Below are 26,453 nucleotides of genomic sequence, written 5' to 3' on the forward strand. Positions count from 1 at the left end.
ATTTTGTATGGAGACATGGTTCTAGTAGGGAAGGAAAAGTATGAATAATAGGATTTATAAAGATTGAAAAGAGTAGGTACAAGTCAATATACTTGATTCAACTATACCTCATCATCTTGATTGGTTTGCTATCTATATTTGTACGTTATCCAATGTCATGGTATGACGAACAAGTTCATTATGCTCGAGTTCTTACCTATTCGAATAATTTGAGTTCCAAAAGTGAGGGATATATTACTCAAAGCGAACAAGACTTTATTCATTTATCAATGACAATCATTTCTAAGTCATTAGCGCAGGAGAGTCAAAAGATAATAAGTATAGATTGGAAGAGTGAATTTAATAATCTAACAGATAGCAAAGAAAAAGTACTCACTAAGGATGGATCTACGGCAGCAGTGTATTCTCCTTTAGTATATTTCCCGTATATTATAACTGCTTGGACTTCGAAGTTACTTAACCTAAGTACTATCAATACATTTTTACTCTTAAGGTTAGTTGGATTTTTATCAGTTTTTTGGTTATTCTTATTAGCGATTCGAAAAATACCATTTGGGAAGACAACTCTTTTAATCATCTGGTCCATCCCAACTGTAATTTTATCCTTTACAGCTATATCTGCTGGTACGCTTACTTATGGCCTTATATTCCTATTTGTTTCATAAATTATAAGCTTATATCAAAAATTAGCTCTTAACAGTGAAATTAAAAAGAGCGAATTTGTTTCTTTAATCTTGTGCTCCATTCTAGTTGTCATGTCTAAAATGCCGGCATTAGCTATCCTAGCGCTTTACTTACCGTTAATTTACATTAGTGTTAAAAGGGTTAGGTTATCAAAATCCCAGATTTATTTGTTAAGTGGAAGTTTAATTTACTGTGCCTTATTGACAGTTTTATGGTATTTGAATATCAAAAATATAAACGGGAATATAATTTACTATGGGGCAAAGAATATTGATCAAGGCAGACAGTTGAGTTTTATATTTGCTCATCCGTTAAAAGCGATGAAAACTTTTTTTGAAAGCATTATAAATTTTCCATATTTTGAATTTCAGTTAGGTTATTCCGATCTTTTAAAAATGATGCATGTTCCAATTACAATTTCATTCTTTTCCATATTTTGTATGTTTACTAGTTTTAGAATTCAAGAAAAAGATAGTATTGTGATTGAAAAATCATATCGCATGATTTATAATCTTTTCTCTAAATTGGTATTTTTAGGAATTTTATTATTAATTTTTATTTGCAGGTCACAGAAGTGGGGGCTGATGCAATTAATTGTGTTCAAGGACGGTATTTCTTTTCTAATTTTACTGATTCCTTTTTCAAATGGTAAGAGTCAATTAGATGAAAAATCTGCAAGACAAATTCTATATTTATCATTGCTCCCTTCTATCTACTATGTTTTAATCATGTTTTATCAATTGAGAACATAATCATAATAGGATTGAAATAATAAAAAACTAGGGTTTATTCTAGTTTTTTGTTACAATAGAAGGTGAAGAAATCAAGGAGAGAGTTAAATGACCATATCAGTTGTAGTCCCATGTTTTAACGAAGAAGAATCGATTCCATTATTTTATGAAGAGATGGAACGAGTTCGGATCTCCATGGGAGAAGAATTTGAATATATTTTTATTAATGATGGGTCTTCTGATAAAACCTTAGATGTTTTACGTGAACTCAATCTCTTGAATCCTTGTGCCCATTATCTATCTTTTTCACGTAACTTTGGAAAGGAAGCTGCTTTATATGCTGGCCTTCAATATGCTACAGGAGATTATGTGACCGTTATGGATGTGGACCTACAAGATCCGCCAGAGTTATTGATTGAAATGAAGCAGAAATTGGATCAGCAGTCAAATCTGGACTGTGTCGGAACCCGTCGGGTGACCCGTGATGGGGAACCACCGATTCGTTCTTTCTTTGCACGGATGTTTTATAAATTGATCAATAAGATCAGCCAAGTGGAAATGGTTGACGGAGCGCGTGATTTTCGTTTGATGCGTCGTCCGATGGTCGATGCGATTCTCGAATTATCTGAGTATAATCGATTTTCTAAGGGGATTTTTGCTTGGGTTGGATTTGAGACTGAGTATTTAGAGTATAAAAATGTCGAGCGAGTGGCCGGAGAAACCTCTTGGAATTTTTGGTCTCTCTTCAAATATTCTATTGAGGGGATTGTTAATTTTTCAGACGCACCTTTAAATATTGCCTTTATCGGTGGACTTTTGTCATGGATTTTAGCTTTTATAATGATGGTCTTGATCGTAATTCGAACTCTAGTATTTGGAGATCCAACTTCTGGATGGCCATCCCTCATGACTGTGATTCTCTTTCTTGGAGGATTCCAATTGCTAACCATTGGAATTTTGGGTAAATATATTGGTAAAATCTTTTTAGAAACTAAGAATCGACCAGTCTATGTCATCAAAGAGAAAAGCAAGTAAAAAGCAGAAAACTTCTGCTTTTTTTGCTATAATGATAGGGATAAAGCAATTGAAAGGAATTTACCATGATTTTAATTACAGGAGCAAATGGGCAACTTGGTACAGAGCTTCGCCATTTGTTGGATGAACGAAATGAAGAATATGTAGCCGTTGATGTGGCTGAAATGGATATCACAAATGCAGAAAAAGTAGACGAGGTATTCGCAGAAGTGAAGCCAACCCTAGTCTACCACTGTGCTGCCTATACAGCTGTCGATGCTGCTGAAGATGAAGGAAAAGAGTTGGACTATGCCATCAACGTGACTGGTACAGAGAATGTAGCAAAAGCGTCTGAAAAGCACGGGGCAACCTTGGTCTATATCTCAACGGACTACGTTTTTGATGGAAATAAGCCAGTTGGACAAGAATGGGAAGTAGACGATCAACCGGATCCACAGACAGAGTACGGTCGTACCAAGCGTATGGGAGAAGAGTTGGTTGAAAAGTATGTGTCTAACTTCTATATCATCCGTACAGCTTGGGTTTTCGGGAACTACGGTAAAAACTTTGTCTTCACTATGCAAAACCTTGCCAAGACTCACAAAACACTTACAGTCGTTAATGACCAACATGGTCGTCCAACCTGGACACGGACCCTTGCAGAGTTCATGACCTACTTGGCTGAAAATCGTAAGGAATATGGTTACTATCACTTGTCAAATGATGCAGAAGAAGATACAACTTGGTATGACTTTGCAGTTGAGATCCTCAAAGATACGGATGTAGAAGTGAAGCCAGTGGATTCCAGCCAATTCCCAGCTAAGGCGAAACGCCCACTTAACTCAACGATGAGCTTGGCAAAAGCGAAAGCAACAGGATTCGTTATTCCAACTTGGCAAGACGCCTTGAAAGAATTTTATAAACAAGAAGTGAAATAATTAAAATGGAAAGATGGTACGAAACCATCTTTTCATTCGGTAATACAATAAGGAGATTTATGAAAGAGCGAAAACTAAATATAGATATACTAAAATGTATTGCAATAGTATTTGTAGTAGCTGTCCATTTTTTTCTTCATACCAATTATTATGGTCGTTCCTATACCTTTAAAAGTATATTTTTATCATCTTTTATTTGGATGATTTTTATGACCTGTGTTCCCATATTTATCATGACTACAGGTTATTTAATGAAAGATAAGACTTATAGTAAAACTTACTTTATAAAATTACTACCAGTAATTGGAATTTACTGTCTTGCCGCTTCTATCTATACTTTTTTCGACGTTAGAGTTTTTAATATAGATTATCTTGGTAAGTTACTAGTAAATATATTTTCCTTTAGCCACTATGCATGGTATGTAAATATGTATATTGGGTTATATATAATGATTCCATTTTTAAATGCAGGTTTCAAATCATTTAATAATCGTAGAAATCAAGCTATTGCATTAGGTGTTCTAGTATTATTAACTATTATCCCAGCTACTCTTTCATTGTTTAATAACAATAAGCAAATTTTTATGATTGTATCGCACCTAATTCCTGATTATTGGAAAGGACTCTGGCCTATTACATATTATCTTGTTGGTGCTTTTATTGCTTCTTTTAAGAAGAGGTCGACCATAAAAGAACTTTTTTTAGTCATTTTAATTCTCGATGTATTAAGTGTTTTAGGATTATCAGTAATATCAGAATCTAGTTTTGGAATAGAATACGGTGTTCTTCCAGTATTTCTATTGTCTTCATTAATTTTTTATTCGGTTATTCAACTACGAGTCGATATTAAAAATGAGTGGCTACAAAAAGTTGTTTTATTTATCTCTAAGAACACTCTTCCTATTTATTTACTATCTGTGATAGGAGATTTATATTGGTATCCTAAAATAGTTGAGAAATGGGGAGATTTTGCAAGCATCTTACCAAAATTTCCTTTTATAGTCATTTTTTTGTTTTTACAATCTCTTTTTATCACCTACGTCATTACTCGAGTTCTAAAATTTGTTCAAATTATGATTGTTAAATATAACAAGTAATTGACTAATGAATCTGAAAATTAATGGGATTTTGTAATATATGCAATTTGTGTCTATGTCCATTTCATTATAATTTGTAAAGTGGAAAATAAAGTAAAATAAGGGGGACTGTTTCTCGATTAGAAGAAACATTTCCCTTTGTTTTTTGGAAATTTTAAGTAATGTAGTAATAATTTTAACTATTGAAATACCAAACATATTTTTTTACGGCCGCAGTAAACCAATATATTTACTAATCATAATATTGGGAGTATATCATAAGCTACTCTCTTTTTTATTGTCTTTATGGTATAATTAATGGAATGTGCTTATAGAAAGTGAGTAGAAAAACTTGAGAAAAGTAACTGCCCAAAAGGTGTTTTTCTGGAATATTTTAGGAAGTCTATCTTCAGCTGCTGTTTCAGTTATACTTCTTTTTATTGTTACACGTGCTTTAAATAGTGCTTCAGCGGATACCTATAGTTTTGCCTATGCAATTGCGAACCTCTTTGTTATTGTAGCAAGTTTTCAAGTTAGAGATTTCCAAGCGACAGATATAAGAGAGAAGTATTCTTTTGATACTTATTTCATTACAAGGCTTATTTCAAACGTTGCAATGGTTCTTCTTTTAGTGACGTATTTAATTTTTAATACTAATACTCACTCAAATCTAGGGATAATTTTTTGGGTATCTTTTTTCCGAGTTAGTGAAGCCTTATCGGATGTTTTTCAAGGCTTATTTCAGCAGAAAGAGCGTCTGGATATTGCTGGGAAGTCCCTTTTCCTGAGAAATACTATTTCAACAATTGTATTTGCTTTAACGTTAGTCCTCTCTAAAAATCTATTGTGGTCTGTGATCGCACAAACCATTAGTTCATTTGTTTTTATTGCTCTATTTGATTATCCTAATTCAAAAGTCTTCCATCGCTTAAATCTAAAGAGTGTTAGGTTGAGTAATATTATCAATGTGTTGAAAGATTGTTTACCTTTATTTATTAATGCTTTTTTGTTGGTCTCAATCTATAATCAGCCTAAATATGCTTTGAATGATATTTTTAATCAAGGTTTGATTGGAAATGGTGTTCAGAGAGATTTTAGTATTTTGTTTACACCAATTTTTGCCATGAATCTTATGATTGTGTTTCTTAGACCAATGATTACACAGCTTGCAGTCTTTTTAGAAGAAAAGAAGATTTCTCATTTTGTCACTTACAAGAATAATCTCTTCAAGATTTTAATTGGAACTTGTACATTAATATTTCTAATTGGTGCTTTTATTGCCATCCCAATTTTGGATATTGTATACGGGACCAACCTTAAACAGCATCAGACTAGTTTTGTTATTTTGCTACTTGGAGGGATTGCAAGTACTTTTTCAACTGTATGTGATAATATTTTGACAGTATTTAGGAAGCAACATCTTTTGGTTATTTCCTTTTTTGTAGGTTATATTGTATCAATCTTAACTGCCAAGCCTCTAGTGTCTAAATTTGAGGTTTTTGGAGCATGTCTCTCATTCCTTTGTGCAATGATAGCTTGGTTAATTGCGTCTTTAGTAATTTATTTTGCAACAAATCCATATACTATTTTTAGAAGGAAAAAATAATATGAAATTTTCGATTATAGTAGCTGCTTATAATGTGGCAGAGTATTTAGAAGAATGTGTAGAAAGTCTTGTAAATCAAAACTTCCCTAATTCTGAATATGAAGTTCTTATAGTAGATGATGGTTCTACTGATTGTCGAACAGGCTTGCTTTGTGATCAGTTAACATCTAAATTTGGAGTGGTTAGAACCATTCATCAAGAAAATGGCGGATTATCTTCAGCGAGAAATACCGGAATTAAAAATTCTAAGGGGGATTATTTGCTATTTGTTGATGGCGATGACTTTTGGAGTAATCCAGAATTTCTAGATAAATTATCTAAAAACATTGATAAATTTCGAAGTGATGTAATTATATTTTCTTATGATAAATATTATGGATTAGATGATAGTGTCAAGGTAAGTTTTGATTTTGTTTCAAATCATGGAAGTGCTAAAGAGAATATTACTGGATTAGTCAAAGACGAGATTTTAACTGCCCCTGCTTGGAATAAATGTGTGAAAAAAAACCTATTTGAACAAGGACTAGACTTCCCTATTGGTTTTTTATCTGAGGATTGTTTATATTGTTCGAAGTTATTAAAAATGATCTCTACTTATTCAATTTTAAATATAGATTGTTATCAATACAGACAGAATCGATTGGGAAGTATTACAAATATTGTAAAAGAAAAAAATGTAATTGATATTTTAAAGAGTATCGAAATTGGGTTAATTGATGTTAATAGCCTTGAGCTTGATGTTAAACATGCATTAAATATTTATTTTGCGATTTCTTATATTTCAATCTTACCATTTGTTAATCAGTATTATTCTCATCCTGAAATACAACGCTTACTTAAAAAATATAGATTCCTTCTTAAATTTTCAAATGAGATAAAGAATAGATCTTTCAAATATACTGGAATGATGACAAGATTATTTGGAATGAGATTATCAATTAAGATCTTAGCAAATTTGTTAAAATTTTATAAAAAACTATAATGATAAGTTTTAAAAAAGTAGAAAGTATAATATGTCTAATCCAACCGTTTCAGTAATTGTTCCTGTATATAACGCACAAGAGGGAATTAAACAATGTATAGATTCTCTTCTGAATCAATCATTTACAGATTTTGAGATTATTCTTTTAAACGATGGTTCTACAGATAATAGTTTAGAAGTTATTAAAAGGTATGCTACTGCTAATGATTTTATCCAAGTAATTGATAAAGAAAATGAAGGAGTTGCTAAAACTAGAAATAAAGGTATACAACTTGCTAAGGGCGAGTATATCGTCTTTATTGATAATGATGACTTTGTTGATTCAGATTATTTGGAGCGTTTTTATAATGTAATAGATCAAGAACAACTAGATATTGTTCTTGGGGGTTATAAGCGTGTTAATCAGGAAATGAAGACACTTTTTAAGCAAGATTTAACACAGTCTGAATGGTCTAAGTATATAGTTGTTGCTCCTTGGGCACGCATTTATAGAACTTCATTTTTAATAGATAATAATATCCAGTTCTTTGATTATCCAATAGGTGAAGATGTTATCTTTACTTTGACTGCATACAATTTAACAGAAAAAATTAAAGTAATTGATTATAATGGCTATAATTGGTTTTTTAACGAGAAGAGTATCTCAAACACATCTCAAAGAGGGTTTAATCCGAATATAGATATTGTGTTTTTCTTGAGTCACTTGCTTCAAGTTGCTGGTGATTCAAAATATATTCGCTATTTTATTAAACGATATTACATTTGGTACTTACTCTTTTCTGGAAGAGCAGCTTCAAGTTCGTCGTTTATGGATCAATATAGAAGAATTAAGCAATGGATTTCTAAAGAAAATCTTGATTCAAATTTAATACCATTATCATCCGAAATAAATGGAGAAAGAATTCAAACTATTATTTCTGTAATGGCTTTTAGAACTTTAGAACGTTTAAGATTAGTTTCACTGTTTTCGAGATTTTACTGTAAAGGAAAGGAGAAGTAGTTGAGAGTATTAATGATAATTCCTGCCTACAATGAGGAGGAAAGTATTTTCGATACGGTAATGAGTATCTTGAATTACCGCAAGAAAGTTGATTTTGATTTGGACTATGTGGTTATTAATGATGGATCAACAGATAAGACGAAACAAATTCTTGAAGAAAACCATTTTAATGCTGTTCATCTCGTGATGAATCTTGGAATTGGCGGCGCGGTTCAAACAGGATACAAATATGCACTGGAGCATGATTACGACGTTGCTGTTCAGTTTGATGGTGATGGTCAGCATGATATCGAATCCTTGTCAGATTTGCTAAACCCAATTAGAAAAAACGAAGCAGACCTAGTTATTGGATCTCGTTTTGTTGGTGATGTTAAATCAGAATTTCAGACTACTTTTATGAGACGCTTTGGTATAGGAGTTATTTCTAACTTGATTAAGTGGACAACTGGTCAAAGAGTCTTAGACACAACTTCGGGATATCGATTAGCTGACAAAGTTGTGATCAAACAATTTGCTAGACGTTACCCAATCAAGTATCCAGAACCTGAAACAATTGTTCATATTTTGAAACGTAAATATAAGGTTGTGGAAAAACCTGCTAATATGTTTGAACGAACAGGTGGCGTGTCCTCGATCACCCCTATCAAGTCTATTCGTTACATGATTGAAGTATGTTCATCCATTTTAATCGCAGCCTTTATGAGGGAGAGTGAATAATGTCAGTATTATCTATTGTTATGTTGGTAGCTTCAATCTTTTTCCTTTATCTAGTTATTAGAAATATCAACAAAAATAATATCTTATTTGAACAGGCATTCATGTGGATTGTAATCAGTTTTGTAATGATTATTATTTCCATTTTCGATGTCATTCCTGGTTATTTTGCTAGATTACTTGGATTTGAATTGACTTCGAATTTTTTACTATCGCTAGCTATATTTTTCCTTTTAGTTATTTCTTTTTTACAAACTATGACCTTATCGAAACAGAAAGAGAAGATGAAACATTTGATTCAAGAGTTGTCTATTTTAAAAAGCCATATAGAAATGAAAGAGGAGAAGAATGAAAGATAATCACACCTGGGTGATTTGTGCTTATGGAGAAAGCGAATACTTAGAAGCCTGTATTCAATCCTTGAAGAAACAAAGCCTCCAATCACGGATTATTTGTTACAGTTCAACACCACTGAAATCAATACAGGAACTTTGTCAGCGTTATGATATTCCATTTTATACGAAGCAAGGTGGAGGAATTGGCAAGGATTGGAACAATGCTATGTCTTTTGTAGAGACAAAGTTTGCTACCATTGCCCATCAAGACGATTTTTATAAGCCAAAATATGCTGAGAAAGTATTGGCCAAGATGGAAAAGCATACGGATGTACTAATTGGGTATTCTGATTATTTTGAAGAAAAAGATGGTCATAAAATTCCTGCGAATATGAATCTGAAGATTAAGTCATTAATGTTAAAAACCATGAATCTTTTTCCAGCAAGTCATTTCTGGCGTAATCGTGTGATGGCCTTTGGAAATCCGATTTGTTGTCCAGCAGTTACTTATAATCGAGAAAATCTGAAGAATTTTTATTTTGATGAAGCAATGAGGGTGAGTTTGGATTGGTACGCATGGTATAAGATTAGTGAGTATAAAGGTCGTTTTGCTTATGTATCTGACAAACTTATGTGCCACCGTATCCATGAAGAGTCTGAAACATCAAAAACCATCGCAGACAATACTCGTAGTAAAGAAGACCTATACATGTACCAACTCTTCTGGCCTAATTGGATCGCCAAGTTGCTGATGAGACAATATGTGAAGAGTCAACATTCAAATAATTAGTTTTTTATGTTTAGGGAGCAAAAATGAAAAACAGTAAAAGATTTTATTTATATATATTTATTGTATCTGTGTTGTATGCAATACAGTATTATATTAATAATAAAATTACACCAGTTGGAGATCAAACCGCATTTTTGAAATACGCAGAAGAATTTCAATATAATTATCTCTATTTTGGAATTGATCGTTATTTTACATGGAGTAGCAGACTGTTAATTGAATCAGCAACACTTTTATTTTCTGTTCATGAAAAACTATTTGTCATTGTATCTGCTTTGGCAACGTTTGTATTCCTATTACCTAGCAAAAAGTTCTCAAAGGAACTTCCATGGCTTCCAGGGTTCTTAATATTCATTTGTATTCCTGCAAGTGAATTTTTGAGTGCAGGATCAATTCCGACCTATGTAAATTATATTCTTCCTGCTTCATTCATGTTATTTTCTCTTTATTTTCGTCATTCATCCAACTTGTGGGTAAAGATTGCTAGTTTGGTAAGTTTTGTATTCGCTGTCATGCAAGAACAATTAGCAATTTATGCCTTTCTATGGATTGTTTTTGAACTTATTAGAGACTGGAAGATTAACAGTGACAGAAACTGGAATATTCTATTTGTTGTGGTTACTTCATTAGGAATCCTATCAGCGAAATTAGCTCCTGGAAATACAATAAGATTTATGAAAAATGTAGATTCTTGGTTTCCAAATTTTATTAATTTAAATAGTATTCAAAAGGTGGGTCTAGGCATTTTAGAAACCGGAGATGGACTATTATCTGTCTCATTTGCATTTGTAACTTTATTTTTAATTGTTTCGGTAATTTTATCTATTTACAAAAATAATTTTACTAGTTTTATACTTTCTACAGTTGTTTTATTAACTGTATTAAGTCATAAGTTTGAATGGAGAAGTGTATTGTTCACGCTATCCGCTGTTAGTAAGCTTGCCAGAGAAAGTGGAACATTTGAATTTAATTTCGTTTATTTTGGAGCAGTTCTATTCTATTTTGTTATATTGTTAATTTTACTGTTTATTATCTGGAGTCTTTCAGATTCTAAAGATAAGGTTTGGCTTTCCTATTTGTTTATAATTGGCCTGTTGGGACGTATGGTTATTTCCTTTTCACCAACTTTATATGCTTCAGATACTAGGACTTATTTACCAATAATGTTAAGTGTTTTCATAATAACCTGTAAGTTTATAAATGAAATTTATTTAAAGATGAAACATAGAAAAATTAATTAGAAGTAGATTCATTCTACTTTTTTTATTATTAATGAGTTTTTCATTTTTTTTTAAAACTGTAGTATAATTAGTATTATATGTACTCTTATTAAAGATTGAGGTTAGTATGCTTTTTTATGAATAAAAGTGTATCATAAATATTTTATTATTAAACTTTGATTTTCTTAGAATAAATATCGAAATGGATAGAAAAATGACTAAATTAATATCAGTAGTTGTAACATGTTACAACCATGAAAATTATATTGAACAATGTTTGCGAAGTATTTTTAACCAAACCTATCGTAACATTGAATTAATTGTTCTTGATGATGGTTCGACAGATTCTTCTTCAGAAGTTATTCAGGAGGTTTTGAAAGAATCGCCTTTTGTGACGACATTTGAATCTCACGAAAATATAGGTGTTGTGAGAACAAGGAATAAAGGACTCAATCTTTTAAATGGGGACTATTTTTTATTTGTAGATAGTGATGATTTCTTGGATGAAAGATATGTAGAGGAATTATATAATGGTGCGATTAATCATCAGGCGGATATAGTGTATTGTGATTTATACAATTTTGAAAAAAATGAAATCTATCTAAAAGCACAAGAGTTTGATTTACATAACTTATTGGAATCAAACTATATTTCAAACTGTTCTTTAGTAAAAAAAACAGTATTAAAGGGTATCTATTATGATGAAAAACTTTCAGGGAAAAAACTTGAAGACTATGATTTTTTCTTGAACCTCATTATTAATAACGGTGCTAAAGCAGTATATCAGCCGAATACCAAGCTTAATTATCGCGTTTTTGAGAAAGATTCGATTTCAAAAAGGGACTCTGTACGATATCATTATGAGATCTATCTCGAAGTTCTTGAGAAATATCTGGATAAGCTTCCTCATGATATTTATCAAGCAGTTTGCGAAAATTTAATGAATTTAGAGAATCGATTAGAAGACTTGATAAATCATCACAGTGAAGTGACGGATTATGTAAAGAGGTTGGAAAAAGAACGTGTCCAACTTGAACGAAGAAAATATATGCAGTCTAAACAACTGAAAGACGCTCAAGAAGAAATTGAGCTTATCCGAAGTTCGCTGTCATATCGTTTAGGGAACGCCCTTATTACTCCTATCAAGACAGCAGGAGTAATTGCTAAGAATCCCAAAGCTATTAAAAGTTATTTGAGAGCTTTAAAAGTCAAAGTTGTGCAGCTACGTCGTCGTATGACACCACTTAAGGTTCGTCAGTTACGCCGTCTTAGAAATAGTCAACGCTCTGCCTTATCATATAATGGTAAGAAAGTGCTGGTTTATGTTATTTTTGAGTCTGAAGCTCGTCTTCAAGAATATAAATTACGTTTCTTGCAAGCCCTGTCTCCATTGGTAGATGATGTTGTTGTTGTTGTGAATGGACAGCTTCCTGAAGATGATATCAATACTCTCGATACTTATGGTCAAGTTTTAACTCGTGACAATAAAGGATACGACACTGCAGCCTTTAGAGAAGGAATTTTTGCCTTTGGTAAGGACAAGCTTAAGGATTACGACCAGCTCCTCTTGGTGAATGATACCAATATTGGTCCGATGAGAGATTTGTCTCAAGTATTCAAGGAAATGGCTGATAAGCAACTAGATTTCTGGGGGATTTCCTTTGGCGAAGAACAAGAAGATGTTACTAAGGAGAATCCTTATGGTTATATTCCTAAACATCTTCAATCTTATTTCTTAGTTATTGAAAAGCTTATGCTAAATGATGATGCCTTTTATGAGTACTGGACGCATTTGACGGATACAGATTCTCGTGATAAGGCGATTGGTCGACATGAGACACGTTTTACCAAGTATTTTGCTGATTTGGGTTATCGTTTCGATGCGGTCGTGCAAGAATACGAAGATTCTGCCATGTATATTCACCCACTTAAGATGCTCAAAGCAGGTAGCCCTTTGGTGAAATACACAGCTCTGAAAAATTATGATGAAGACCAGTTCTTGTGGCAAGGTCTGGATCGTGATTCAGAAGTCCCTGACTTGTTGGACTTTGTTGCAGAAAAAACGGATTACCCTGTGGCAATCTTGGAAGATATTGTAAATAAATTTAAGACTGTTCCACGTGATCAATACATTCTATTGATTGATGGGGTTGAAAATATTATTCCTCAATGTACCCGTTATCGTGTCTTGAACAAGGCAGAACAATTACGCAAACATGGCTTTGCAGTCAAAGTTGTTAACCTATCTGATTTCCAATTATCGATGGCTCAAAATGCTAGTCACATCATTATCTACCGTTCCCCAATCTCACCTGAACTTTTGCGTCTCTGTCATTTGGCTAAGGAATATGGAAAACCTGTCTTCTTTGATATTGATGATTTAGTCTTTGATACGGTTTATACAGATCAATTGAGTTATACGCAAGGGTTGAATTCGGTTGAAAAAGGAAACTATGATGCAGGTGTTCGAAATTATGGCTATATGCTAGAAAACTGTGATGGTGCCATTACTTCAACTAACCAGTTGCAGGAGGAGTTGTATAAGTACCAAAGTAAGGTTTTACTTAATCGTAACTTGGCTTCTGATGAATTAATCGCTATTAGTAGTCAATATATCAAAGATTACTCTCAAACATCTAATATTGTTAAGATTGGTTATTTCTCTGGTTCAATTAGTCATAATGAGAATTTTGAATTGATTAAACCAGCTATTAAGCAACTGCTTACAAAATATAGCAATGTCCAATTACATATTGTCGGGATTCTTGATATCCCTCAGGATATGAAGCCCTTTGAAAATCAAATTATCACTCACGATTATGTGGACTGGGATAAATTGCCTGCCTTGATTAGTGAGGTTGATATTAACCTAGCACCGCTTGTGGATTCGATCTTTAACCGTGCGAAGTCAGAGATTAAGTGGATTGAAGCTGCCTTGGTGAAGGTGCCAACAGTAGCAAGCAAGATAGGAGCTTTCTCAGATACGGTTGTTGATGGTGAAACAGGATTGTTGGCTACTGATGAACAGTGGTTCGACAAGCTTGAAGCCTTGGTTTTATCTCCAGAATTAAGACAGAAAATTGCAGAGTCTGCTTATCGGGCTGTTCTTGAGAATTGTACCTTAAGCAAGAAAGATGATATGGTGACTTATTTTGAACAAAATTAAACAAATAAAAGTTGAAAATTTATTTTTCATTTTAGCAACGATTTTTATTTTTTCATTTATGTTAGTATTTCCAATTAATCGTGTGCCAGACGAAACAAACCACGCGCGTATGACTTGGGAAACTGTCCACAAACCAACTCTACAGTCCTTTAAATGGATGAACGAGATTTCGAGTGATGCTCATGTAAACCCTACTGACTATGAAAAGGTTCTTAATAAAAAACTTGATATGGAAAAAGAACCGTATCAAGTCACTCTAAACCTTAAATCTCTTTCCTTCCTTCCTCAGTTGGTTGGTATGACATTGGGAAGTTTGATAAAGCCAACAGTAGGAATGATAATCTATATGGGCAGAATTTTTAATGCCTTAGCTTATATTATAGGTGTCTTTTGTTTAATTAAATATTTTAAATATGGTAAACTAGCTCTATTCTTTATTTCGTTACAACCAATAATGGTTCAACAAGCATCTTCTTTATCTTATGATGTAATGAATTATTTAGAAATCATGCTAGCAATCGGTTTTATAACGAATTTAGCATACAAAAAGACTTTTTCAAATAAAGATGGATTTTTATTAGTACCTATATCGTTATTACTTTTAGCTACTAAACCAAATAACTTTTTATTACTATGTCTTATTCCGTTTATACCATTAAATTTTGAAGGTGTCTTTAGTTTTTTAAATACGCCCTTAAGAGTGATTAAACAGACTATTTCAAAATTTAAGTATGTGTTTTATTTAGTTCTATTACTTGCAATCTTCGCTGTTCTATATTATTTAATGAGAGATAACGGTGGAGTAATCCACTACATTCGAGTGTTGTCTAATACATTATTAAAACAACATATGAACGGTGACCTAAATACTATTTTGACAATAGGTATGTTTGGTTATTTTGGGAATTTCACTATTCAGCTTCCATTATGGCTTATTTTTGTAAATATTTGCATATTATTTCTTGTGTTTTTATCAAGCGAAGAATATTTCTTCACTAAAGATTTTGCAACTGTCTCTTCATTATTGTTTCCATTACAAGTGCTTGCAACTGTAACGGTCATGTATCTACAATGGACACCTATAGTGTTAGGAAAAGGGGCGAATATTTCTGTTGGAAGCCAGGGGAGATATTTCACTCCATTTCTCATCTTATTTTTGCCCATAATTGCTAATTTAGGTAACCTTAAAATTAAACAGCATAAGTTGCTAACTATTACTGTTGTTACCTTATTATTCAATTATCTGATTTCTCTTTACTTATTAATTCCATTTTATTGGGTATTTTAGGAGTTGCGATGACTAAAACAATTTTATTTATTTCACCTACTGGAACAATGGATAATGGTGCCGAAATTTCAATTTTTAATTTAATGAAATTTCTAGTTAGTAAAGGCTTTCGAGTAATAAACGTCTTCCCTGATTATCGTGTACCAGTTCAAAAAAATTATTTGGAGCAGATGAAGAATGCTGACGTTCAAGCTATTGGAATTCCTGCAGTTAAGTGGTGGTGGGAAGAAGCTCCGGGTGGATTACCTGGGACACATTATCAGCGAGTAAAAAGCTACGAGGATAATATTAAAAGAATTCGAGAGATTTTGAATCAGAATAAAGTTGATTTAGTTATTAGTAACACAGCTAATGTCTTCCAAGGAGCTTTGGCTGCAGCTGAAGAAAATATTCGTCATTTTTGGTTAATTCATGAATTCCCTGAGGGAGAATTTGGTTATTATAAAGATAAACTCGATTTTATTGAATATTATTCTGATCAAATTTTTGCTGTATCTGGTGCTTTGCAAAAGGAATTATCTCAATTATTAACTGATAAGAGTATTTTAAGCTTTATACCATACTCTCAAATAAGTGGTACAAATTTAAAAACTTCTAGTTCTCATAGGATTATTCAGATTGGAAGAATAACTGAGAATAAAAATCAGTTGGAATTAATAAAAGCTTATCACAATTCAAATATTTCAAATGTTCCATTGATATTCATCGGTGCAGAAGATGAAGAATATGCAAAAAAATGTAAGAGTTATGTCAAAAAAAATGACATTAAAAATGTTCATTTCATAGGATTTCTTGAAAAACCTTGGGATTTTTTAACTGATAAAGATATATGTGTATTTACATCTAAAGTTGAAACGTTTGGAATGGTATATATTGAAGCACTAATAAATAGCATTCCAACAATTGTATCGAATAACAAAGGATATAGATCTGTTAAGGACCTCTTTATACAAGGAGAAATGTACTGCTTGGGGGATATAGCTGATTTATCAAGACATATCTTAAATTTATTGACAAATTTTTCTATGAAGAAAAATGAAATGGTACAAAATAAAGAAAAAATAACAGCAATATATAATTTAGAAAATGCTTATAAGTGTATATTGAAACATATAAATGAGGATGTAGAGATTAATGTAAAGGAAAAAGATAAATTTTTAAATCTTAAGGGTGTAAAATCATCTAAAATTGATGTATTTAAAAAATTTCTTAAAAAATTATTTGTATTAAAAAAGTTATAGAATGATTACAAATGAATACTGTCACTACAATTGATTATACAAGCTTTCTTTAAAATGATATAATTGAACAGACTGTAAATTGTTAGAAAGGGAATCATATGCAACACGTTTTTATTATCGGAAGTCGTGGTCTTCCGGCTCAATATGGCGGTTTTGAGACCTTTGTGGACCAATTGGTTTCGCATCAAGTGTCTCCAGCTATTCAGTACCATGTTGCTTGCCTTTCTGATGATCAAGCCTATCAACATTTTGACTACAAGGGTGTCGATTGTTTTACGATTAAAGCACCGAAACTTGGGCCAGCTCGCGTCATTGCCTATGATATGATGGCCATCAACTATGCCTTGAAAGTTATAAAGAGACAGGGAATTGAACAGCCGATTTTTTATGTTTTGGGCAATACAATTGGGGCCTTTGTGGCACCTTTTGCGCGCAAGATCCATAAAATGGGTGGTCAATTCTATATCAATCCAGATGGACTGGAGTGGCAGAGGGCCAAATGGGCTAAACCGATTCAAGCCTATCTCAAGTATTCTGAAAAAATCATGACACGCCATGCGGATTTGGTGATTTCTGACAACCCTGGTATCGAGTCCTATATCAAGGAAGCCTACCCTTGGTCCAAGACGACCTATATTGCCTACGGGACGGACTTATCTCCGACCAGCCTGACCCGTCAGGATAGGAAGGTCAGAGAACTCTATCACAAGTGGCAGACACAAGAGAAGAACTATTATTTGATCTTGGGTCGCTTTGTCCCAGAAAATAATTACGAGACCGCCATTCGTGAATTTATGACCTCTTCAACCAAGCGGGATTTGGTCATCATTTGTAACCATGAAGGCAATCCCTATTTTGAAGAACTCAGGGCTCGAACGGGCTTTGACCAGGATCCGCGCGTCAAGTTTGTAGGAACGGTTTATGATCAAGACCTTTTGAAGTATGTCCGTAAAGAAGCCTTCGCCTATATTCATGGTCATGAAGTGGGCGGGACCAATCCGGGTCTCTTAGAAGCACTTGCCCAGACGGATCTGAATTTAGTTTTGGGTGTTTCCTTTAACCAAACGGTCGCAAAGGACACAGCCCAATATTGGACTAAAGAAATTGGGAATTTGGCGCATTTGATCAACCAAGTTGATTCTCTAGAAGATGTATCTAAATGGGGTCAATTAGCCAAAGCCAATATGAAGCAAAACTTTACCTGGGAAAAAATTGTAGGTGAGTACGAGGAATTATTCTTATCATGAAAGTAAATATCTTGTTGTCCACCTATAATGGTGAGCAGTATCTAAAAGAGCAGGTCAAAAGTATCCAAGACCAGACTTATCCAGACTGGCAACTCTTGATTCGGGATGATGGGTCAAGAGATGGTACGGTGGAAATCATTCAAGAGCTGGCAGCTCAGGATGAGCGTATCCACTTTATCAATAAAGGAGCTATCGAAAATCTGGGTGTCATCAAGAGTTTTCACACACTCTTAAAATATGAAAAGGCTGATCTTTATTGCTTCAGTGACCAAGACGATGTCTGGCTTCCTGAAAAGATTGCCCTACAAGTGGAAGAAGCAGAGAAACATCCGCAAGAGGAGCCTTTGCTAGTCTACACAGATTTAAAAGTGGTTGATGAAAACTTGAATGTGCAACATGAAAGTATGATTCGCACCCAGTCTGATCATGCCAATACAGAACTGATACAAGAGCTGACAGAAAACACAGTAACTGGTGGGGTAGTCATGATTAACCATGCGCTGACCAACTTATGGACAGGTCAAGAAAACCATGCGCTTCTCATGCACGATTGGTACTTGGCCTTACTAGCAGCTACTTTTGGGAAGCTCATTTATATCGATCAGCCAACGGAGTTGTACCGTCAGCACAGTAGCAACGTTCTTGGAGCTCGTACCCTTAGAAAACGGGTCAAGAATTGGATTCGACCCCATGCCCTTTTTGCCAAGTATTGGAATCTTATCGAATCCAGTCAGGAACAAGCGAAAAATCTATTGGATCTGCCTATCAGTTCCCAAAATAAAGAAATCATTGAAAACTTTGTGACCATTATGGATGTTCCCCTAAAAGAACGTCTGAGACGGATTCGTCAGTATGGTTATCGTAAGAACCGGGCTTTTCACACTTTTGTGTTTACTAGCTTGATTCTAACAAAGTTTGCATATCGAGGTAAAAAATAATGTTAGACGTTTTCAGTCAGAAAAATCGAATTTTATTAAGAGAATTAATCAAAACAGACTTTAAATTACGCTACCAAGGATCAGCTATTGGTTATCTTTGGTCGATTTTAAAACCTTTGATGATGTTTAGTATCATGTATGTGGTATTTGTTCGTTTTTTAAGATTTGACGATGGCACTCCGCACTACGCAGTTGGATTGCTTTTGTCGATGATTTTTTGGAGCTTTTTTACAGAAGCGACAAATATGGGGATGTTGTCTATTGTTTCAAGAGGCGATTTGTTGAGGAAGTTGAATTTTCCAAAACAGACTATTGTTGTTTCATCGGTACTAGGAGCAGCTATCAATTTCTCGATTAATCTATTAGTCGTGTTCACCTTTGCCTTGATTAATAATGTCTCATTTGGGATTCATACTCTTGTAATCGTTCCTTTGTTTATTGAGATTTTGTTTCTTTCATTAGGCTTTGCTTTTATCCTATCGGCTCTATTTGTTAAATACCGTGATATAGGTCCTGTTTGGGAAGTAGTGCTACAGGCTGGGATGTATGCGAGTCCAATTATTTATTCAATTACATACTTATTACAACGAAATCATACTGATGTTGCAAAACTATTGATGATGAACCCAATTGCACAAATTTTGCAAGATATGCGTCACTATATTATTGATCCAGTCAATCCTCGTGGTTGGGACTTGTTTGATAATAAGTTAATTGCCTGTATCCCATATTGTATTCCAATAGTTGTATTTATTATTGGAGTTATTGTATTTAACAGAAATTCTAAACGATTTGCGGAGATTTTATAATGTCAAGTAATATTGCAGTTAAAGTTGACCATGTCAGCAAATACTTTAAGTTACCAACTGAGTCAACTCAAAGCTTACGAACAACTTTAGTAAACCGATTTAGGGGGATTAAGGGTTACAAAAAACAAGAAGTTTTACGTGACATTTCTTTTGAAGTTGAAAAAGGTGATTTCTATGGTATTGTAGGACGAAATGGTTCTGGAAAATCTACTCTCTTAAAAATTATTTCTGAAATCTATGTGCCGGAAAAAGGTTCCGTCACCATTGATGGGAAACTGGTATCCTTCATCGAGCTTGGTGTCGGTTTCAACCCAGAGTTGACCGGTCGAGAAAATGTCTATATGAATGGCGCTATGCTGGGCTTCTCAACGGCTGAGATTGATGCTATGTATGAGGATATCGTAGACTTTGCTGAGTTGCATGAATTCATGAATCAGAAGCTCAAAAATTACTCATCAGGGATGCAGGTTCGTCTGGCTTTTTCGGTTGCCATTAAGGCTCAAGGGGATATCTTGATTTTGGATGAGGTCCTTGCAGTAGGAGACGAGGCCTTCCAACGTAAGTGTAATGATTACTTTATGGAACGCAAAAAATCAGGTAAGACGACAATTCTTGTTACCCATGATATGAATGCTGTAAAAAAATACTGTAATAAGGCTGTTTTAATTGAAAATGGGTTAGTTAAAGTAGTTGGAAATCCTGATGATGTTGCAAATCAATATAGTTACGATAATGCAGCAAATCAAAAAGTTTCAAATGATGATGTTACAATTGAGGATGCGGCTGTAAGCAATTTAAACATAAAATTGCTTTCGAATAAAATGTCAAGTCCTGAAGATCCCATTGAGTTTGAGGTGTCATATGATGTTAATCAGGACATAAAAACTTACATAGCTTTCTCGCTAACTGAAATTGACCGCGGTCTTTGGGTATATAATGATAATTCTTTAGATTTATTAACTGATGGGAAAGGGAGAAAGAATTTCCGCTATTCTTGTAGTTTATCAAGCTTGAATGATATCAAATTAAAACTTCAAGTTTCAGTAAGAGATAGTTCGAATACAATGCTTGCATTTGCAAAGGGAGATAATTCACCTATAATTTTATTAAATCGAACAGATATTTTAGATGATGATTTGTCAGCGAAAGATTCTGCTACCGGATTATTGCAAAGGAATGGGAAATGGGAGACGATGTAGATGAATAGAATTCTACTTTATGTTCACTACAATAAGTCTGATGATTTAAGTAGTCATGTTTTATATCAATTGGAAAAACTTTCCCCACTTTTTTCGCGTATTCTATTGATATCGAATAGTTACTTATCAACTGAACATTTAAAATCCCTACGAAAAATTGGCATTGAAGAAGTTGTTCAACGAGAGAATATTGGGTATGATTTTGCTGCCTGGCGAGATGGTATGAATTATATAGGATTTAATTCCTTGGTAGATTATGATTCGGTTACCTTGATGAACGATACATGTATTGGTCCCTTGTGGGATTTAAAAGAGTATTTCGAAAAATTTGAAAAACAAGTAGATATTGATTTTTGGGGAATGACTAATTTTAGAAAAACAAAGTATTTCAAGGAACATCTTCAGAGTTATTTTGTTTCTTATTCCTGTCAAGTTGTGTCGTCAAAAGTTTTTCAAAAATTTTGGACAAGTATTAGGGATTATGAAAATATAAGAAGTGTGATTGATCGTTACGAGACAAGATTTACTGGTATTCTAACTAAATCTGGATTTAAATACGGTGTGGTTTTTAATACTATAAATGAAGATGCAGGTAATCTAATTCACCCTGATTTTTCTTATTATAGACCCGAAGAAATTCTTAATCAACAAGTACCATTTATAAAAGTTAAGGTATTTCAAGTTAATTCTGAACAGACTAATTACATAAAGAGTCAAATCAACAATTTAACTGATTTTCCTATGTCGGTTTTAAATGAACAATTGATTTCAAATGTATATAGTATAACTGATGCGACGGTAGAAAATAAAGATTTTATTTCCAGAATAAAAAAGTTAGTTAGGAGAATATTTAGAAAATAAGATGCTTAACTTTATTAAAAACCAATACATTAAAATATGCTTATTCTTAGTGAGCTTTATTTTATTGTTAGTTGTCAATTTTAATTATTTTCTACCTTTCAATTCCACTCATTCAATTTTATATTTTTCGTATTCTCATTATACTCCCTTACTCCTTTTTATAAGTATTAGTTTTATATCCGTTGTCCTATCAAAAATTTGGTCAAGATACTTTTTTATTAAGAGTGGTATTATATACTTACTATACTTATCAGGGTCGTATATTATTGAATGTAGTAGAAACGTAAATGTTTTAAAATATAATGTTTTTTCTTTTAAAGCGAATGACTTTTTTCAAGTTCATTTTCTTCTATTTCTTTTCTCTATATTTTTAATTGCATTTATTTATCATTATGTAATCTCAATTTATTGCCCTATTCTTGAGAATAGGCTTATTAAAATTTCTGAGTACAAGGAATATTACTCAATATTATTCCACAGCTTCATGTTAATAGGTTTTTGTCTAACTGATTCAAAAATTTATAAAATATTACCGGAAACTAGTTATTTAAGAGATTTATTTACAGACGGTCTGATTAAAAACCAGTTTTCATATTTAATGGAATTAGATAAATTTATTATTCTTTTAATTATCATACTTTTTCCTTTTGTTTTTTGTAGTATTATTGGTATTGATGAATTATACAGAAATAGACCTAAATTCGGTGCTGCCTTAGTCTGTAGTTCTTTTTTTGCTATCACCTTTAATTATACGATTCAAAATAGTATTAGAACAGATGTTACTATTTTAGGTAGAAATTTATTTCCTGGTGCAACCGCCTTTCAAGTACTTGTATTTTTTGCATTATTTTTACTTATTTATTGTTTATTTAATGAGTTTTTATTAAGTACTCTATTAAGTGTATTTTTAATCATTGGTATATCAATAGCTAGCTATTTTAAGTTTCAATATAGGCAAGAGCCTATTTTGCCAAGTGATTTAAGTTGGTTGATGCATCCAGGTATTATGTTCGATTCGCTTGGGCCTCAATCGTATTTTTATGCGTTTTTAATAGTTTCAGTATTTTTGGGTTTGTACTTGTTTTGTAGAAAAATATTACTTTATGGGAGTGTATTGGAAAATTATTATCTAAGAGGAATTGTAATAATTTCTATCTTTTCATTCTTCATTGGTATTTATAGTGTTTTTAAACAGAGAAGAGATGGTAAGGTTGATGACAGTATACCTGTAATTGGTATTTTAAACAATCAACATGATATTTCTTGGTTTGGAAATACAACGAATGCTCAAATTAAATCATTATCATATGTTTGGTTTTCTCATTTAACATCAGAAGTTATGATAAAACCAAAAGACTATAGTAAAAGTTCTATTCAAAAAATTGAAGAAAAATATAAAAAAGTTGCGGGTGATATAAATCTAACCAGAAAAGAGAATATAAACGAACAAACAGTCATTTATGTATTAAGTGAAAGTTTTTCTGATCCTTCGCGTATTGAGGATGTGAAAGTATCATCTAATCCAATTCCTAAAATCCAAGAAATAAAAAAACGTACGACAAGTGGTTTAATGAAATCGGATGGCTATGGAGGTGGAACTGCTAATATGGAGTTTCAAACCTTAACTGGTTTACCTATGTATAACTTATCTCCTTCCATTTCTATATTATATACACAAGTTGCTCCAGTCATGAATTACTTTCCTTCAATAAGTAATTCTTTCAATTCTAATAATCGGATTGTCATACATATAGCTAGTCCTAGTAATTATTCGCGTAATATTATTTATGGAAACCTTGACTTTGCTAAATTTATTCATTATGGTAATAAAGGGAAAGAGGGTTACAATATTGGTGGGAATTATAGTGATGAGTCCACTTACCAATTAGTACTAAAAAATATGAATAAAGATAGTCAATTCTTTTCAGTAATGACGATGCAAAATCATACACCATGGAATGAACCTAATCCAATTGATATGAACGCATCTTATCCAGGATTTTCTGATAATGCAAATAAGCAATTATCTGCATACATCAGAATGTTATATCATACTGACAATGCCACCCAAGACTTCCTAGAAAAGTTAGCCAAAATTGATAAAAAGATAACAGTCGTCTTTTATGGTGATCATTTGCCTGGTTTGTATCCGGAATCTGCATTTAAAAATAATCCAGAAGGTCAGTACCAAACGGATTACTTTATTTGGAGTAATTTTGAGACTCCTAAATTAGACTATCCTTTAGTCAATTCAAGTGATTTCTCTGCTATGGTCTTTGAACAGACCAACTCTAAGGTCTCTCCATACTATGCTCTCTTGACGGAAGTGTTGAAGAAAGCAAGTGTTGACAAAAAAGCTTTGGAAGGAGAAGCGTTGGAAATCGCTGAGGATCTCAAAATGGTTGAGTATGATCTGATAAGTGGTAAAGGATACCTTTCCCAAGATTTCTTCGAGGTACCATCGGCGAAAAATTAATGGAAAGAGACCAGCTTTCATCAATCTGTCATTCAGTGATTTGATCACTAAAATTATTAAAAATAGAACAGGCTTTCCTGTTCTATTTTTGTTGATTTTATGCTAAACTAGTAGAAGGGGGTTCCGCATATGATTAAGATTTTTGGGAAAATCCGATACCATTGGCAGCCTGATTTATCCATGCTAATTACCTATTGGTCTTTATCGGTTATACCCGTCTTTATTGGACTAGCTCTGATGTATGAGAGTTCCAGTATCCCGACGGTGGTACTCTTTTCATTCTTTCTCTTTATGGCCTTGCTGGCTGTAGGAGTTCATCGCTATTTTACCATATACGATGATGGGTTTTTACGGATTATCACGGCAAATCCATTAACTCCTATAAAAGTTCCGATTTCATCGATTGAAAAAGTGGAAGTTACAAAGAATTCCATCAAGTTGATTTTCAACGATGGATCAAGAAGTCGGACCTTCTGTATGCGTAAGTGGCCCAAAAAATACTTTATCAATGCCTTAGCCTTAAATGATCATTTTAAGGGTGAGATTGAGTTGACAGATAACTTTATCCATGTGGACTATTATCAACTCTACTATGCAGATAATGAAAAAAGCTCTTAATCTTTGATAAGAGCTCGGGTTGGACAATTTTTAACCGCTTCTTGGATAGCAGCATCGGTAGGAAATTCCTTTTCCAATCGTTCATCCTCAGAGGCGAACTTAACGATGCCATTATCGTGATAGTCAAAAATGTCCGAATATGTTTGGCAAAGGCCACATGCGATACAACGTTCAGGTATTAATGTTATTTTCATATCTATATTGTAATGATTTTAACAGGAAAACACAAGGAGGAAGTTATGCCGAAAGAGCCATGGGAAGAAGAGATTTATGATGATGGAGAAGAAACATTGAAACGAACAAACAAATTGAATGGAATAAAAGCTGATCGCTTGTTAACCATCTTGGCGATTATTTTCTTTATAATTATTGTAGCGATGGTCTGCTTCTTAGTTTACCTTTCTACAGGTGGAAGCGATAAGAAGAAACAAATGAGCGGTTTCTACAATGGTGAAACAACAGTCGTTTCATCTAGTAGTGCAGCTCCTGTAGCAAAAAGTTCAGAAGCTTCAAGTGATGATGAGTCAGGAGAAGAGACTATCACAGTTCTTGCTGGTGAAGGAGAGGCAGCGATTGCGGCACGTGCTGGAATTTCGATCGCCCAATTGGAGCAATTGAATCCATCTCACATGTCTACTGGTTCCTGGTATGCGAATCCAGGTGATGTGGTCAAAATTCGATAAAGGATAGACTATGAAACAAATTCAAATCGCAATTGATGGTCCTGCATCCAGTGGGAAATCAACTGTTGCTAAGATTATTGCTAAAAATTTAGGCTACACTTATCTCGATACAGGTGCCATGTATCGTGCAGCGACCTATTTAGCTCTTCGTCATGATCTGACTGAAGCAGATGTTGACCAGTTGGTTGATTTGCTGAACCAATATCCTGTGAGTTTTGGTCGGTCTGAAGACGGGCAGCAATTAGTCTTCGTGGCTGATGTCGATGTGACCCATCCAATTCGTGACAATGAAGTGACCAATAATGTTTCTTGGGTATCTGCCTTAGCTCCAGTCCGTGAGCGCTTGGTAGCTCAGCAACAACAGATTGCTGCTCAAGGTGGTATCGTTATGGACGGTCGTGATATTGGGACGGTTGTCTTACCAAATGCAGAATTGAAGATTTTCCTAGTGGCTTCTGTAGAAGAACGTGCAGAGCGTCGCTATAAGGAAAATTTGAGCAAGGGTATTGAAACAGATTTAGAAGTATTGAAAAAAGAAATTGCAGAGCGGGACTACAAAGACAGTCACCGAGAGGTTTCGCCTTTAAAACCAGCAGCAGATGCCATTAATTTTGATACGACTGGTGTCGAGATTGATCAAGTGGTTGCATTTATTGAAGAAAAAGCAAAAAAAATCCTTGACAATCCATCATAAACTTGATATCATATAAAAGTTGAGAAAAGCAGAAGTGAGAACTTCTCGCCTTGCGACTAACGTTGTCTGGCCCCTACGGATCAAGTTTCAGAAATGAAATATAATCATGTAGTGCGGGTTTGCGTTAGCAAGTCCGCTCTTGT

General features: G+C 33.5%; 23 protein-coding genes, 1 pseudogene and 1 other annotated feature (1 of these 25 running past the window's edge). Of the genes and pseudogenes, 23 read left to right on the top strand and 1 reads right to left on the bottom strand.

Translation table 11 applies throughout. From position 1 onward, the window contains the following. Positions 1 to 125: 125 nt before the first annotated feature. The 21 genes and pseudogenes from ADH49_RS00605 (at position 126) to ADH49_RS00705 (ending at position 24,933) form a co-directional block, all read left to right on the top strand. Positions 126 to 1,436: pseudogene (locus ADH49_RS00605) on the top strand (DUF2142 domain-containing protein). Between the two features lie 87 nt (positions 1,437 to 1,523). Continuing rightward, positions 1,524 to 2,450, top strand: a complete 927-nt coding sequence (locus ADH49_RS00610; protein WP_023023673.1) for a glycosyltransferase family 2 protein — start codon at positions 1,524 to 1,526, stop codon at positions 2,448 to 2,450. A gap of 65 nt (positions 2,451 to 2,515) precedes the next feature. Next, positions 2,516 to 3,367, top strand: coding sequence for a dTDP-4-dehydrorhamnose reductase (gene rfbD, locus ADH49_RS00615; protein ID WP_023023671.1), 852 nt, complete (start codon positions 2,516 to 2,518; stop codon positions 3,365 to 3,367). A gap of 59 nt (positions 3,368 to 3,426) precedes the next feature. Beyond that, positions 3,427 to 4,464, top strand: a complete 1,038-nt coding sequence (locus ADH49_RS00620; protein ID WP_023023670.1) for an acyltransferase — start codon at positions 3,427 to 3,429, stop codon at positions 4,462 to 4,464. 331 nt (positions 4,465 to 4,795) lie between these two features. Beyond that, positions 4,796 to 6,049, top strand: a complete 1,254-nt coding sequence (locus ADH49_RS00625) for an oligosaccharide flippase family protein (protein WP_023023668.1) — start codon at positions 4,796 to 4,798, stop codon at positions 6,047 to 6,049. Position 6,050: 1 nt separating this feature from the next. Further along, a complete protein-coding gene (locus ADH49_RS00630; protein ID WP_023023666.1) occupies positions 6,051 to 7,031 on the top strand; it encodes a glycosyltransferase family 2 protein in 981 nt (326 codons plus the stop codon). 31 nt (positions 7,032 to 7,062) lie between these two features. Further along, on the top strand, positions 7,063 to 8,031 hold the full coding sequence (locus ADH49_RS00635; RefSeq protein WP_048687990.1) for a glycosyltransferase family 2 protein: 969 nt from the start codon (positions 7,063 to 7,065) through the stop codon (positions 8,029 to 8,031). Beyond that, positions 8,032 to 8,748, top strand: a complete 717-nt coding sequence (locus ADH49_RS00640) for a glycosyltransferase family 2 protein (RefSeq protein WP_048687994.1) — start codon at positions 8,032 to 8,034, stop codon at positions 8,746 to 8,748. Further along, on the top strand, positions 8,748 to 9,104 hold the full coding sequence (locus ADH49_RS00645) for a DUF2304 domain-containing protein (protein ID WP_048688001.1): 357 nt from the start codon (positions 8,748 to 8,750) through the stop codon (positions 9,102 to 9,104). The genes ADH49_RS00640 and ADH49_RS00645 overlap by 1 nt, the downstream gene beginning before the upstream one ends. Then, positions 9,094 to 9,870 carry a glycosyltransferase family 2 protein gene (locus ADH49_RS00650; protein WP_048688004.1) on the top strand — a complete coding sequence of 259 codons (777 nt, stop codon included), beginning with the start codon at positions 9,094 to 9,096 and terminating at the stop codon, positions 9,868 to 9,870. The genes ADH49_RS00645 and ADH49_RS00650 overlap by 11 nt, the downstream gene beginning before the upstream one ends. A 23-nt stretch (positions 9,871 to 9,893) precedes the next feature. Beyond that, positions 9,894 to 11,111, top strand: a complete 1,218-nt coding sequence (locus tag ADH49_RS00655) for a hypothetical protein (protein ID WP_048688007.1) — start codon at positions 9,894 to 9,896, stop codon at positions 11,109 to 11,111. 193 nt (positions 11,112 to 11,304) lie between these two features. Then, positions 11,305 to 14,256 (top strand): rhamnan synthesis F family protein, encoded by a 2,952-nt coding sequence (locus ADH49_RS00660; RefSeq protein WP_048688011.1) that lies wholly within the window; start codon positions 11,305 to 11,307, stop codon positions 14,254 to 14,256. Next, entirely contained in the window at positions 14,243 to 15,544 is a 1,302-nt protein-coding gene (locus ADH49_RS00665) for a DUF2142 domain-containing protein (RefSeq protein ID WP_048688013.1), read from the top strand. Before ADH49_RS00660 ends, ADH49_RS00665 begins: the two co-directional genes overlap by 14 nt. Before the next feature lie 8 nt (positions 15,545 to 15,552). Then, a complete protein-coding gene (locus ADH49_RS00670; protein WP_048688016.1) occupies positions 15,553 to 16,785 on the top strand; it encodes a glycosyltransferase family 4 protein in 1,233 nt (410 codons plus the stop codon). A 98-nt stretch (positions 16,786 to 16,883) separates the two neighbouring features. Next, on the top strand, positions 16,884 to 18,032 hold the full coding sequence (gene cps2T, locus ADH49_RS00675; RefSeq protein WP_048688020.1) for a beta 1-4 rhamnosyltransferase Cps2T: 1,149 nt from the start codon (positions 16,884 to 16,886) through the stop codon (positions 18,030 to 18,032). Continuing rightward, positions 18,029 to 18,970 (top strand): glycosyltransferase family 2 protein, encoded by a 942-nt coding sequence (locus ADH49_RS00680; protein ID WP_048688025.1) that lies wholly within the window; start codon positions 18,029 to 18,031, stop codon positions 18,968 to 18,970. Before cps2T ends, ADH49_RS00680 begins: the two co-directional genes overlap by 4 nt. After that, positions 18,970 to 19,779: an ABC transporter permease gene (locus ADH49_RS00685; RefSeq protein WP_048688028.1), complete on the top strand. Its 810-nt coding sequence runs from the start codon at positions 18,970 to 18,972 to the stop codon at positions 19,777 to 19,779. Before ADH49_RS00680 ends, ADH49_RS00685 begins: the two co-directional genes overlap by 1 nt. Then, a complete protein-coding gene (locus ADH49_RS00690) occupies positions 19,779 to 20,978 on the top strand; it encodes an ATP-binding cassette domain-containing protein (RefSeq protein WP_048688031.1) in 1,200 nt (399 codons plus the stop codon). The genes ADH49_RS00685 and ADH49_RS00690 overlap by 1 nt, the downstream gene beginning before the upstream one ends. Next, positions 20,979 to 21,839, top strand: a complete 861-nt coding sequence (locus tag ADH49_RS00695; RefSeq protein ID WP_048688034.1) for a rhamnan synthesis F family protein — start codon at positions 20,979 to 20,981, stop codon at positions 21,837 to 21,839. 1 nt (position 21,840) lies between these two features. Beyond that, positions 21,841 to 24,315, top strand: a complete 2,475-nt coding sequence (locus ADH49_RS00700) for an LTA synthase family protein (RefSeq protein WP_048688038.1) — start codon at positions 21,841 to 21,843, stop codon at positions 24,313 to 24,315. 129 nt (positions 24,316 to 24,444) lie between these two features. Then, positions 24,445 to 24,933 (top strand): EbsA family protein, encoded by a 489-nt coding sequence (locus ADH49_RS00705; protein WP_048688043.1) that lies wholly within the window; start codon positions 24,445 to 24,447, stop codon positions 24,931 to 24,933. Here ADH49_RS00705 and ADH49_RS00710 read toward each other — a convergent pair. Next, positions 24,930 to 25,127, bottom strand: coding sequence for a ferredoxin (locus tag ADH49_RS00710; RefSeq protein ID WP_048688046.1), 198 nt, complete (start codon positions 25,125 to 25,127; stop codon positions 24,930 to 24,932). The two genes, ADH49_RS00705 and ADH49_RS00710, sit on opposite strands and share 4 nt — an antisense overlap. Positions 25,128 to 25,172: 45 nt before the next feature. Here ADH49_RS00710 and ADH49_RS00715 point away from each other — a divergent pair, with 45 nt between their 5' ends. Beyond that, positions 25,173 to 25,616 carry an SAG1386/EF1546 family surface-associated protein gene (locus tag ADH49_RS00715; protein ID WP_048688049.1) on the top strand — a complete coding sequence of 148 codons (444 nt, stop codon included), beginning with the start codon at positions 25,173 to 25,175 and terminating at the stop codon, positions 25,614 to 25,616. A gap of 10 nt (positions 25,617 to 25,626) precedes the next feature. Further along, the gene (gene cmk, locus ADH49_RS00720) at positions 25,627 to 26,310 is read left to right on the top strand and encodes a (d)CMP kinase (RefSeq protein ID WP_048688051.1); all 684 of its coding nucleotides are present in this window, start codon (positions 25,627 to 25,629) and stop codon (positions 26,308 to 26,310) included. A 20-nt stretch (positions 26,311 to 26,330) separates the two neighbouring features. After that, positions 26,331 to 26,453, top strand: a sequence feature (ribosomal protein L20 leader region) (it continues 8 nt past the right edge of the window).

Source organism: Streptococcus sp. 400_SSPC (genome assembly GCF_001072745.1).
Lineage (GTDB): Bacteria > Bacillota > Bacilli > Lactobacillales > Streptococcaceae > Streptococcus > Streptococcus xiaochunlingii.

What these genes read in the sequence shown, in the direction of transcription:
- ADH49_RS00610 (WP_023023673.1), top strand. Translation starts at nt 1,524, where the DNA reads ATGACCATATCAGTTGTAGTCCCATGTTTTAACGAAGAAGAATCGATT.
- rfbD (WP_023023671.1), top strand. Translation starts at nt 2,516, where the DNA reads ATGATTTTAATTACAGGAGCAAATGGGCAACTTGGTACAGAGCTTCGC.
- ADH49_RS00620 (WP_023023670.1), top strand. Translation starts at nt 3,427, where the DNA reads ATGAAAGAGCGAAAACTAAATATAGATATACTAAAATGTATTGCAATA.
- ADH49_RS00630 (WP_023023666.1), top strand. Translation starts at nt 6,051, where the DNA reads ATGAAATTTTCGATTATAGTAGCTGCTTATAATGTGGCAGAGTATTTA.
- ADH49_RS00635 (WP_048687990.1), top strand. Translation starts at nt 7,063, where the DNA reads ATGTCTAATCCAACCGTTTCAGTAATTGTTCCTGTATATAACGCACAA.
- ADH49_RS00645 (WP_048688001.1), top strand. Translation starts at nt 8,748, where the DNA reads ATGTCAGTATTATCTATTGTTATGTTGGTAGCTTCAATCTTTTTCCTT.
- ADH49_RS00650 (WP_048688004.1), top strand. Translation starts at nt 9,094, where the DNA reads ATGAAAGATAATCACACCTGGGTGATTTGTGCTTATGGAGAAAGCGAA.
- ADH49_RS00655 (WP_048688007.1), top strand. Translation starts at nt 9,894, where the DNA reads ATGAAAAACAGTAAAAGATTTTATTTATATATATTTATTGTATCTGTG.
- ADH49_RS00660 (WP_048688011.1), top strand. Translation starts at nt 11,305, where the DNA reads ATGACTAAATTAATATCAGTAGTTGTAACATGTTACAACCATGAAAAT.
- ADH49_RS00670 (WP_048688016.1), top strand. Translation starts at nt 15,553, where the DNA reads ATGACTAAAACAATTTTATTTATTTCACCTACTGGAACAATGGATAAT.
- cps2T (WP_048688020.1), top strand. Translation starts at nt 16,884, where the DNA reads ATGCAACACGTTTTTATTATCGGAAGTCGTGGTCTTCCGGCTCAATAT.
- ADH49_RS00680 (WP_048688025.1), top strand. Translation starts at nt 18,029, where the DNA reads ATGAAAGTAAATATCTTGTTGTCCACCTATAATGGTGAGCAGTATCTA.
- ADH49_RS00685 (WP_048688028.1), top strand. Translation starts at nt 18,970, where the DNA reads ATGTTAGACGTTTTCAGTCAGAAAAATCGAATTTTATTAAGAGAATTA.
- ADH49_RS00690 (WP_048688031.1), top strand. Translation starts at nt 19,779, where the DNA reads ATGTCAAGTAATATTGCAGTTAAAGTTGACCATGTCAGCAAATACTTT.
- ADH49_RS00695 (WP_048688034.1), top strand. Translation starts at nt 20,979, where the DNA reads ATGAATAGAATTCTACTTTATGTTCACTACAATAAGTCTGATGATTTA.
- ADH49_RS00700 (WP_048688038.1), top strand. Translation starts at nt 21,841, where the DNA reads ATGCTTAACTTTATTAAAAACCAATACATTAAAATATGCTTATTCTTA.
- ADH49_RS00705 (WP_048688043.1), top strand. Translation starts at nt 24,445, where the DNA reads ATGATTAAGATTTTTGGGAAAATCCGATACCATTGGCAGCCTGATTTA.
- ADH49_RS00710 (WP_048688046.1), bottom strand. Translation starts at nt 25,127, where the DNA reads ATGAAAATAACATTAATACCTGAACGTTGTATCGCATGTGGCCTTTGC.
- ADH49_RS00715 (WP_048688049.1), top strand. Translation starts at nt 25,173, where the DNA reads ATGCCGAAAGAGCCATGGGAAGAAGAGATTTATGATGATGGAGAAGAA.
- cmk (WP_048688051.1), top strand. Translation starts at nt 25,627, where the DNA reads ATGAAACAAATTCAAATCGCAATTGATGGTCCTGCATCCAGTGGGAAA.